We start from the raw sequence: 11,503 nt of genomic DNA on the forward strand, positions 1-11,503 counted from the left end.
CGGGTGATGGACAACTCGACACGTGACGTCCTCGATCTGTTCGCCGAGCGGGTCCGGCTGGCTCCCGGCGCGACCGCCGTGTCCTCGGCCGCGGGCTCGCTCGCCTACCGGGAGCTCGACGCGCGCGCGAACGGGTTCGCCCATCGCCTGCGCGGGCTCGGGGCGGGCCCGGACACGCTGGTCGCCGTCTACGCCGAACGCGGCCTCGACCTGGTCGTGGCGCTGCTCGGCGTGCTCAAGGCGGGCGCGGCGTACCTGCCGCTGGATCCCGGCGTGCCGGCGAGCCGCCTGGCCGTCGTGATCGACGACGCGGGCGCGCCCGTCGTCGTCACCCAGCGGGCGCTGCGCGGGCGGCTGCCGGTGACGGCGGCGCGGGTGGTGTGCGTGGACGACGATCCCGCGCCGGTCGCCGACGCGCCGCCCGCCGCGCCGGGCCGTCCGGCGGACCTGGCGTACGCGATCTACACCTCCGGCTCCACCGGCCGTCCCAAGGGGGTGCTCGTCGAGCGCCGGCAGCTCGCCGCGTACCTGGCCTGCTGCCTGCGGGACTACCCGGGGCTGGCGGGCACGGCGCTGCTGCACTCGTCGGTCTCGTTCGACCTGTCGGTCACCACGCTGTGGGGGCCGCTGGTCGCGGGCGGGCGCGTCCACGCGGGGACGCTCGACGAGCCGGGCGGCGTCCGGCCGTCCTTCCTGAAGATCACCCCGAGCCACCTGCCGCTGCTGGAGGGCGGGGCGCCGGACGCCTGCCCGGAGCGCGGCGAGCTGGTGATCGGCGGCGAGGCGCTGCACGGCGACGCGCTCGGCCGCTGGCGCGCGGCCCATCCCGGCGTGACGGTGGTCAACGAGTACGGCCCCACGGAGACGACGGTCGGCTGCGTGGCCTTCCGCCTCGGACGCGGCGACGGCACGCCCGGCGGCGCGGTGCCGATCGGCCGGCCGATGTCCGGGTCGCGGGCCTACGTCCTCGACGCCCGGCTGCGGCCCGTCCCGCCGGGCGAGCGGGGCGAGTTGTACGTCGCGGGCGCCGGGGTGGCCCGCGGGTACCGGGGGCGGCCCGGCGGCACCGCGGAACGGTTCGTCGCCGACCCGTACGGGACGGACGGCGAGCGCATGTACCGCACCGGGGACGTGGTGCGCCTCCTGCCGGACGGGGAGCTCGAATACCTCGGCCGGGCGGACGACCAGGTCAAGGTGGGCGGGCACCGGATCGAGCCCGGCGAGATCGAGGCCGCCCTGTCCCGGCATCCGCGGGTGGCCGCCGCCGCGGTCGTCGCCGACGGCGACCGCCTGGTGGCCCACGTCGTCCCCGTCGCCCGTCCCGGCGGCCCGGACCACGCGTCCGCCGGGCCGTCGCCCGAGCAGTTGCGGGCCTTCCTCGCGCGGGACCTGCCCGAATACCTGATCCCTTCGGTGTTCCAGCAGCTCGACCGGCTCCCCCTCGCGGCCAGCGGCAAGGTGGACCGCGCCGCCCTGCCCGCCGCGGGCCCCCAGGGCGTCACCGGCTACACGCCTCCCGGCGGCCACGAGGAACGGGTGATCGCCGAGCTGTGGGCCGAGGTGCTGGGCCTGGACCGGGTGGGCGTGACCGACGACTTCTTCGCCATCGGCGGCAACTCCCTGCTGGCCTTCCGCGTGGCGCCGCGCATCCGGGCCGCGCTCGGCACGAGCCTGTCCCCCCGGGCGATCTTCCGCGAGCGCACGGTCGCCGCCCTGGCCGCGTCCCTGAAACCGGACGGGACCAGCACCAGGAACCAGGACGAATCGCCCGAGGCGGGCGTGGACGTCGTCACCCCGCTCCCGCCCGGACGCGACGCGCCGCTGTCCTACGCCCAGCGGCGCTTCTGGTTCTTCCACGCCCACGACCCCGGCGGCACCGAGTACAACGTGCGGTTCGGCTACCGGGTGAGCGGGCCGTTCGACCCCGAGGCGCTGCGCACCGCGCTCGGCGAGCTCATCGCCCGGCACGAGCCGCTGCGCACGACGATCGAGGACGGCGTCGCGGGGGCCGAACCCGTGCAGAAGGTGCACGCGGCCGTCGAGGTCCCGCTGACCGTCACCGACGTCGCCGGACTGCCCGGCGAGGAGCTGGACCGCCTGGTGCGGCAGGAGGTGACCCGGCCCTTCGACCTGGCTCGCGGCCCCGTGCTGCGCCTGGCCGTGCTGCGCCGCTCGGCCGAGGACCACCTGCTGGTGCTGAGCCTGCACCACTCGGTGATCGACGCCGTGTCGATGCGCGTCCTGGCCGACGAGCTGGGCCTGCTCTACGACGCCGCCCGCCACGGCCACCGGGCGTCGCTCGCGCCGTTGCCCGTCCGGTACGCCGACTACGCCGCCTGGCAGCGCCGCCGCTGGACCGACGACAGCCTGGCGGACCAGCTCGATCACTGGCGTCGCCGGCTCGACGGGATCACCCCGCTCGACCTGCCCACCGACCGCCCGCGTCCGGCCGTACGCGGCTCGGCGGGGGCCGCGCACCGCTTCACCGTCCCGGCGGAGCTGGCCTCCGCGCTCGGGGACCTCGCCGCGCGCACCGGGGCGACGCCGTTCATGGTGCTGGTCGCGGCCTGCCAGGTGCTCCTGTCCAGGTACGCCGGCCAGCGGGACGTCTCGGTCGGCACCCCCGTCTCCGGACGCGACCTGCCCGAGCTCGAACCGCTCATCGGCTGCTTCGTCAACACCCTGGTGCTGCGCTCCACCGTGGACGAGCGCGCCACGTTCGCCGAGTTCCTGGACGCGGTGCGGGAGACCGTGCTGAACGCCTTCGCCAACCGGGACGTGCCCTTCGACCGCCTGGTGCGCGAGCTGGACGCCGAGCGCGACCCCAGCAGGACGCCCCTGGTGCAGGCCATGGTGGCGCTGCAGAACGCGCCGCCGAAGACGCCGCGCTTCGCCGGGGCGCGCACCGGGCCGTACCGGCTGCCGCACGTGTCCTCGATCTTCGACCTCACGCTGGAGTTCGTCGAGCGCGAGGACGGCGGCGCGCTCGACGCGATGATCGAGTACAGCACGGACCTGTTCGAGGCCGCGACCGCCGAGCGGATGGCCGCGCACCTGATCGCGCTGCTGGAAGCGGTGACCGCGGCCCCGGATCGCCCCCTGGCCCGCCTTCCCCTGCCCGCCGCCCCCCGGACCGCCCCCGCTGACACCACACCGGCCGACGCCGTGCCGACCGGCGCCGTGCGGTATGCGCGGGCTGCGCGGGGCGAGCGGCCCGTGCATGTGCAGGTGAGCGAGTGGGCCCGGGTCGCGCCCGACGCCGTCGCGCTGGAGTGGGACGGCGGCACCCGCACCTACGCCGACCTCGACCGGCGCGCCGACCGGCTGGCGCACCGGCTGCGCGGCCTCGGCGTGGGCCGGGGCGTCCCCGTGGCGGTGTGCATGGAACGCGGCCCGGACATGGTCACCGCCGCCCTCGGCGTGCTCAAGGCGGGGGGCGCGTACGTGCCGCTCGACCCCGGCATCCCGGCCGAGCGGCTGGCGTACGTGATGGCCGACACCGGCGCGCCGATCCTGCTGGCCGACGAGGACCACGAGGGGCTGCCCGTCGTGCGGCCCGGCGACGCCTGGACGGGCGACCGTCCCGGCGGCACGGAGACGGCCGACCGTCCCGGCGCCGGAGCCGAGTGCGCGACCGAGCCGGGCGACCTGGCGTACGTCATCTACACCTCCGGCTCCACGGGCCGTCCCAAGGGCGTCATGATCGAGCACCGCGGCCTGGCCGACCTGTGCGCCTGGCACGTGGCGGCGTTCGGGGTGGTGCCCCGGGACCGGGCGTCCCAGGTGGCCTCGCTCGGGTTCGACGCCGCCGTGTGGGAGGTCTGGCCGTACCTGTGCGCGGGCGCCCGCGTCGCCTTCCCCGGCCAGGACGCGCTGGACGACCCGGAGGAGCTGGTGGCCTGGTTCACCGCCATGGGCACCACGATCTGCTTCCTGCCGACGCCCCGGCTGGAGACCGTCCTCGACCTGCCCGCGATCGACGGGACGGCGCTGCGCACCGTCCTGACGGGCGGCGACGTGCTGCGCCGCCGGCCGCGGCCCGGCGTCCCGTTCCGGCTGGTCAACAACTACGGGCCCACCGAGGCCACCGTCGTGGCCACCGCCGGGGACGTGAGCAGGGAGGGCGACGGGCTGCCGCCGATCGGCCGCCCGGTGACCGGCAGCGCCGGGTACGTCCTGGACGCCTACGCCAACCCGGTCCCGGCGGGCGTGCCCGGCGAGCTGTACCTGTCGGGGCCCGGCCTGGCCCGGGGGTACCTGAACCGGCCCGGCCTGACCGCCGAGCGCTTCGTCGCCGACCCGTTCGGCCCGCCCGGCGGGCGGATGTACCGGACCGGCGACCTGGTCCGCCTGCTGCCCGGCGGCGAGCTGGAGTACCTGGGCCGCGGCGACGACCAGGTGAAGATCCGCGGCTTCCGGGTGGAGCCCGGCGAGATCGAGGCCGCACTCCAGCGCCATCCCTCGGTGGGCGGCGCGGTCGTGCTGGCCTCCCCGGGACGCGACCGCCTCCACGGGTACGTCACCCCGGCGGGCGGCGCCGAACCCGACCCCGCCGCGCTGCGCGCCTTCCTGGCCGGATCGCTGCCCGGCCACATGATCCCCGCGGTGATCATGGTGCTGCCCGCGTTCCCGCTGACCGAGCGGGGCAAGGTGGACCGGGCGGCGCTGCCGGTGCCCGGCGCGCGGGCGGGGGCGGCGGCCTACGTCGCGCCCTCGGGGCCCGTGCAGCGGGAGCTGGCCGCGATCTGGGGCGAGGTGCTGGGCGTCGAGCGCGTGGGGGCCGAGGACTCCTTCTTCGCGCTGGGCGGCGACTCGATCCTGGCCATCCAGGTCGTGTCCAGGGCGCAGCGCGCCGGGCTGCGGCTCACCGCGCGCGACCTGTTCCGGCGGCAGACCGTGGCGGCCCTGGCGCCGTACGTGCTGCGGGCCGGGCAGCCCGCGGCCGCCGCCGGCGAAAGAGCCGACGACGGCGGGCCCGCTCCCCTGACGCCGATCCAGCGTTTCCTGTTCGACCGGTTCACCGTGCCCGGGACGTTCCACCAGTACGTCGAGGCCGAGCTGGCGCACGACGTGGACGCACGGGCGCTGGGCGTGGCGGTGTCCGCCCTGGTCACCCGGCACGCCGCGCTGCGCACCCGGTTCCCCCGGCACGACGGCGGACGATCCCAGCACGTCACCCCGCCACCGGCCGGGGACGTCCTGCGCCACGTCCGCCTCGACGGCGAGACCGCCGAGGGGGACGCGGGGGACGCGATCGCGCGCGCGGGCGAGGCCGTGCAGCGCGGCATCGACGCCGAGCGCGGGCCCGTGTTCGCGGCGGTGCTGTTCACCGGCGCCGGCGCGCCGCGCCTGCTGCTCACCGCGCACCATCTCGTCGTGGACGGCGTGTCCTGGCGGGTGCTGCTGGAGGACCTGCACACCGCGTACGGTCAGGCCGTCCGCGGCGAGCCCGTCGACCTGGGCGCGGAGACCGCCTCCTTCGCGAGCTGGGCCCGCGACCTGGCCGCGCACGCCGCCGCCGGCGCGTTCGACGGCGAGCTCCCCCACTGGACCCGGACAGTCGACGCCCCGGGCGCGGCGGACGTCCCGCTGGACCGCGAAGGGGCCAACCTGGTGGCGTCGGGGCGGCGTACGACGGTGGCGCTGGACGAGGAGACCACCCGCGCCCTGCTGCGCGACGTCCCCGGCGTCTACCGCACGGAGGTCAACGAGGTGCTGCTGGCCGCGCTGGCCCGCACCCTGGGCGACTGGACCGGGCGTACGGACCTGCTGCTGGCCACCGAGGGCCACGGCCGGGAGGAGATCTTCCCCGGCGCCGACCTGTCCCGCACGGCCGGCTGGTTCACCACCTACTTCCCGCTGGCCCTGCGCCTGCCCGGCGGCGGCTGGGGCGAGCTGCTGAAGAGCGTCAAGGAGCAGGTCAGGGCCGTCCCGGGCCGCGGCTTCGGGTACGGCGTGCTGCGGTACCTGCGCGGCACCGCGCCCGAATGCCACCCCGCCGTCTGCTTCAACTACCTCGGCCGGTTCGCCCCCCCGCTGGACGGCCTCTACCGGGACGTCGCGCCCATCGGCCTGTTCCAGGACCCCGGCGACGTCCGGCCGCACCTGCTCGACGTCGTCGCCGCGGTCCGCGCCGGCCGGCTGGAGATGACCTGGGAGTACTCGGCCGACCTGCACGACGAGGCCACCGTCGCCCGGCTCGCGGACGGGTTCGCCGCCGATGTGACCCGGCTGGTGCGCCACTGCGCCGGGCCGGGCGCGGGCGGCCGCACCCCGTCGGACTTCCCGCTGGCCGGCCTGGACCAGGCGAGCCTGGACCGGCTGGTCGGCGACGGACGCGACGTGGCCGACGTCTACCCGCTCACCCCCGGCCAGGCCGGCATGCTCTACGAGTGCCTGGCGGCCGGCGACGACCTGTACGTCGCCCAGTTCGGCATGCTGCTCGACGGCGTCGGCGACCCCGGGAGGCTGGCGCGGGCGTGGCAGTCGGTCGTGGACCGGACGCCCGTGCTGCGCACGTCCCTGGCCTGGGACGGCCTTGATCATCCCGTGCAGATCGTGCACGAGCGGGCCCGCCTGCCGGTCGTCCGGCACGACTGGCGCCGCCTGCCCGAGGACGAGCGGCGGGCCGCGCTGGCCGCCCTGCTCGCCGCGGACCGGGCCGCGGGCCTGGACCTGACGGCCGCGCCGCCGTCCAGGCTGGCGGTCATCCGGCTGGACGACGACACCGTCCGCGTCGTGTGGACCCTGCACCACATCCTGCTGGACGGCTGGAGCGTCCACCGGCTGCTGCGCGACGTCCTGGCCGCGTACGCCCACCTGTCCGGGGAGGGCGACGGCGGCGCGCCCGAGCCGCGCCGCCCCTTCCGCGACTACGTGGAGTGGCTGGCGGGCCGCGACCTCGGCGCCGACGAGACCTACTGGCGGCAGGCGCTGGCCGGGCTCACCGCCCCCACGCCGCTGCCCTACGACCGGCCGCCCGGCAGGGAGCACCGGCCCAAGGCCGCCGGACGGGTCCGCGCCGCCCTGCCGCCCGGCCTGACCCGGCGGCTGGCCGACCGGGCCGCGGCGGCCGGCCTGACGCTCAACACGATGGTCCAGGGCGCGTGGTCGGTCCTGCTGTCCCGGCACAGCGGCGAGCCGCGGGTGTGCTTCGGCGCCACGGTGTCGGGCCGCCCCGAGGACCTGGACGGCGCCGAGTCCATGATCGGCATCTTCATCCAGACGCTGCCCGTCCACGTCCACGTGGACGGCGCCCGCCCGCTGCTGCCCTGGCTGCGCGAGCTCCAGGAGTCGCAGGCCGGGGCCCGGGAGCACGAGGCGGCCTCGCTCACCAGGATCCGCGCGTGGAGCGACGTGCCGCCGGGGACGGCGCTGTTCGACAGCATCGTGGTCTTCGAGAACTACCCGATCGACTACGCCGCACCCGGCCCGCGCCTGCGCGAGGTGGACGCCGCCGAGGCGAACGGCTACCCGCTCGGCCTGGTCGTCTACCCGGGCGAGGAGCTGTCGTTCGTGCTGCTCCACGACGAGGAGCTCTTCGACGCGGCGACCATGCGGCGGCTCGGCGAGGGCCTGTCGGCGCTGCTCGGGCAGCTCGCCGCCGACCCCGGCGGGACCGTGGGGTCGCTCAGCGCGGTGAGCGCGCGGGAGCGGCGGCTGACGCTGACGGAGTGGAACGACACCGCCCGCGCCTACCCGCGCCGGACCGTCCACGAGCTGTTCGCCGAGCGGGCGCGGGAGAGGCCCGGCGCGGTGGCGGTGCGCGGCGGCGGGGCGGAGCTGACGTACGGGGAGCTCGACCGTCGTTCCGGGGAGCTGGCCGAGGTGCTGGCCGCGCTCGGCGTGCGCGCCGAGTCCCGGGTGGCGGTGTTGCAGGGACGCTCGCCGGACGCGCTGGTCTCGATGCTGGCCGTGCTCAGGGCGGGCGGCGCGTACGTCCCGCTCCATCCGGACTTCCCGGCCGGGCGCATGCGGTGGATCCTGCGGGACACCGGCGCGGTCGCGGTGCTCACCGACCGGTCGCTGGCCGGGCGCGCCGCCGGCCTGGGCCTGCCCGCCGTCGAGGTGGACGGCGACCTGCCCGCCCCCGCCCCCGTGCCCGGCCCCCTGCCGACCGTGCCGCCCGGGTCGCTGGCGTACGTCATGTACACCTCGGGCTCGACCGGGTCGCCCAAGGGCGTCGCGGTCACCCACGAGGACGTGGTGAGCCTGGCCTGGGACCACCGCTGGCGCGGCGGCGGGCACGACCGGGTGCTGTTCCACTCCCCGCACGCCTTCGACGCGGCCACCTACGAGATGTGGGTGCCGCTGCTGGCCGGCGGCGAGGTGGTGGTCGCGCCCGGCGACCTGGACGCGCGGCGGCTGCGGGCGCTGACGGCCGAGCACGGCGTCACGGGGATGTTCGTCACGTCCGCGCTGTTCAACCTGTTCGCCGAGGAGCTGCCCGAGTGCTTCGCCGGGCTGCGCGAGGTGTGGACGGGCGGCGAGGCGGCCTCGCCGCAGGCGCTCGCCCGGGTGATCGGCCGGTGCCCCGGAACCACGTTCCACAACGGGTACGGCCCCACCGAGACCACCACGTTCGCCACGACCCGGCAGATGACCGCCGAGCTCGTCCGGGCGGGACGGGCGCCGATCGGCCGTCCCATGGACAACACCCGCGCCTACGTGCTGGACGCCGCCCTGTCGCCCGTCCCCGTCGGCGCGCCGGGCGAGCTGTACCTGGCGGGCGCCGGCCTGGCCAGGGGCTATCTCGGCAGGCCGGGCCTGACCGCCGAACGCTTCGTGGCCGACCCGTTCGGCGGCGGCGGGCGGCTCTACCGCACCGGGGACCGGGCCCGCTGGACGCCCGAGGGCGACCTGGAGTTCCTCGGCCGGGTGGACGGCCAGGTGAAGATCCGGGGCTTCCGGATCGAGACGGGCGAGGTGGAGGCCGCGCTCCTGGCGCAGCCCGGTGTCGCCGAGGCCGTCGCGGTGGCCCGGCAGGACGCCGCCGGACGCCGGACGCTGGCGGCGTACGTGGTGCCGGCGGCCGGCGGGCCCGCGCCCTCGCCCGAGGAGCTGGCCGCGGGTTTGGGCGCGCGGCTGCCCGCGTACATGGTGCCCGCGGCGTTCGTGTCCCTGGACCGGCTGCCGCTGAACGCCAACGGCAAGGTGGACCGCGCCGCCCTGCCCGAGCCCGCCCCGCCGCGGGAGCGGGCCCGGTCGTACGTCGCGCCGCGCAACCCGACCGAGGAGGCGCTAGGCCGCATCTGGGCGCAGGTGCTCGGCCTGGACCGGGTGGGCGTGCACGACGACTTCTTCGCGCTCGGCGGCGACTCGATCACCAGCCTGCGGGTGACGTCGCGGGTGGGACCGGCCTTCGGCGTCGAGCTGTCGCCGCGCGACCTGTTCCTGACGCCGACCGTCGCCGGGCTGTCGGAGGTCGTGCAGGACCGGATCCTGGACTCCCTGGAGGAGGCCGTCCACCGGTCCTGACGGGTCCTGACGGGTCGTGACGGCGGCTCAGCGCGCGCTCAGCCGCCGGTAGGCGCGTGAGACGAGGCCGAGGAAGGCGGCGTCGCTGCTCAGGTCGACGCCGCCGGGCACGGCCGCCGGTCCGGCGCCGCCGTCGGGCGGCAGGCCGCTGGCGCGGGCGCGGATGGCCGCGTCCACCGCGGCGGCCTCGGCGAACGCCTCCAGCCGCTGGCCGCGCAGGCCGGACCGCGCGCCCTCCCGCCGGGCCGCGTCCGCCACGCGCGGGTCGAGGTACGGCTCCAGCGCGATCCGGCCGTCCCGGATCTCCACGAACCGCCGGTACAGCCGCAGGTCCAGGTCGCGGAAGGTGACCAGCTCGGTCAGCAGCGGCGCCGGGTCCAGCAGCGCGATGTCCGGGCTGGCCCGGTAGAGCGCCCGCCACAGCGGACGCAGCCGCAGGTGCAGCCGGAAGTCGCGGAGCCAGCGCGACCGCGCGGGCCACCACGACGGCAGGGCCAGGCCGGCCAGCACCGCCAGCACGCCGAGCGGCACCAGCAGCATGTCCAGCGGCGCCCGCAGCAGGTCGGGATAGTCCGCGCCGATCCGCCGGCAGGCGAAGTAGGCCGCCTTGTGCAGGTGGTAGAGCACGGTCAGCGACGCGCCCACGGCGATCAGGCGCAGCCCCGCGCTCACCGCCCGGTTCCCCGTCTGGCGGGCCTCCCGCAGGGCGAACCAGGTGACGTGGCACAACACGGGCACGAGGTAGCACAGGAAGACCAGCCAGTATTCGAGCACGCCCGGCGTGCCCCCGTAGCGGACGGCGAAGCGCGGGCTGTTGACCGGCGTACGGGCCAGGGCGAAGGTCAGGCACATGCCGAGCAGCACGAGCGCCGGCCAGGCCGCCTCACCCCACGTACGCCGGCGCGGCCCTTCCGGCGGCGGGCCGACCTGCCGCACGAACGTCCCGATCGACCAGGCGACGGCCAGCATGAACGCGTGCGACACCAGCCTGGCCAGGTTCGGCACGCCGGTCAGCCGCCAGACGGCGTCGTAGGCCCACGGCGTGTTGACCGCCGTCGAGGCGGCGATCGCGGCCAGGATGACGAACACCGCCCGCCCGGCCGGGTCCCGCGCCCAGGACCGCACGGCCGCCAGCCGGTACGCGGTCAGCGCGCTGGCCAGCACCGCGGGGCCGTAGAGCCGCAGCCACTCACCCACGGCCGAGGCCGGACACCCCGCCGCGGAGCGCGTCCACGGTCCCGGTGAGCACGGCGTCCACGCGCCGGACGTCCGACGCCCGCGGGCGCGACTCCCGGCAGGCCCGCTGCCAGATGAGCGAGGCGAGCAGCTCGGCCTCCTGCTCCTCCTCCGACCCGTAGATCGAACGCCTGAGCACGCGGCGGACGAGCGCGGGGTTGAGGCTGGGGAACAGCACGTGCCGCTGGGCCCGCGGATCGGCCTCGGGGTAGTGGCCGCAGATCACATGGCTCAGCTCGTGCAGGATGATGTGGTCCTGGTGCGGCGGCGTCGTGTCGGGCTTGTAGAAGATCAGGTCGGTCGCCTCGGTGGCCAGCCAGGCGCCCAGCATCTCGTCGTCGCCGGGCAGCTCCAGGAGCCTGATGGGCCGCCCCCGCTCGGCGGCGACCAGGTCGCAGAGCGTTCTGACGCGATAGGGCCGCGGCATGGGTAATCGGCGGGCGATCTCCGCGCAGCGACGTCGCATGAGCCTGAACTTCTTGCCGGCGGGAGTCATACCTCTCCAGGGCTAACAATTCAGCATCGACATCCGATCACGATCGTGTCGCATCCGCTTCGACCATGACAACGTCGTGCTTGCTCTGCCCCTTGGACGGCCGGCTTAACCAACTCCGCACCCGCCCCCCGTACCCGCCTGTGACCTGGTTCTTTAGCCGTCGGTTCAATGCTCTGGAGCGTCCGGGCGGCCGTTGACACCATCAAGGTGAGGCGGCGGGCGGCCTCGGACGACGCCCGCGAGGGCCGGGCCGCGCGCTTACCGCAGTTCATCGAAACGTTATCCAGGCGCGGG

3 protein-coding genes are annotated in these 11,503 nt (G+C 76.3%); 1 reads left to right on the forward strand and 2 read right to left on the reverse strand.

All coding sequences use genetic code 11. The annotated features are described in order from the left end of the window. The first annotated feature begins 6 nt into the window (after positions 1-6). A complete protein-coding gene (locus ACIBQ8_RS03955) occupies positions 7-9,477 on the forward strand; it encodes an amino acid adenylation domain-containing protein (protein WP_397190991.1) in 9,471 nt (3,156 codons plus the stop codon). A 27-nt stretch (positions 9,478-9,504) separates the two neighbouring features. Here the strand turns inward: ACIBQ8_RS03955 and ACIBQ8_RS03960 are convergent, their stop codons facing one another. Together ACIBQ8_RS03960 and ACIBQ8_RS03965 are read right to left on the reverse strand one after the other, a co-directional pair. Continuing rightward, positions 9,505-10,674, reverse strand: coding sequence for an MAB_1171c family putative transporter (locus ACIBQ8_RS03960; RefSeq protein WP_397190992.1), 1,170 nt, complete (start codon positions 10,672-10,674; stop codon positions 9,505-9,507). Further along, positions 10,667-11,179 (reverse strand): hypothetical protein, encoded by a 513-nt coding sequence (locus ACIBQ8_RS03965; RefSeq protein ID WP_397168877.1) that lies wholly within the window; start codon positions 11,177-11,179, stop codon positions 10,667-10,669. The genes ACIBQ8_RS03960 and ACIBQ8_RS03965 overlap by 8 nt, the downstream gene beginning before the upstream one ends. Between the last annotated feature and the right edge of the window lie 324 nt (positions 11,180-11,503).

The organism is Nonomuraea sp. NPDC049646, from assembly GCF_044465525.1.
Lineage (GTDB): Bacteria > Actinomycetota > Actinomycetes > Streptosporangiales > Streptosporangiaceae > Nonomuraea.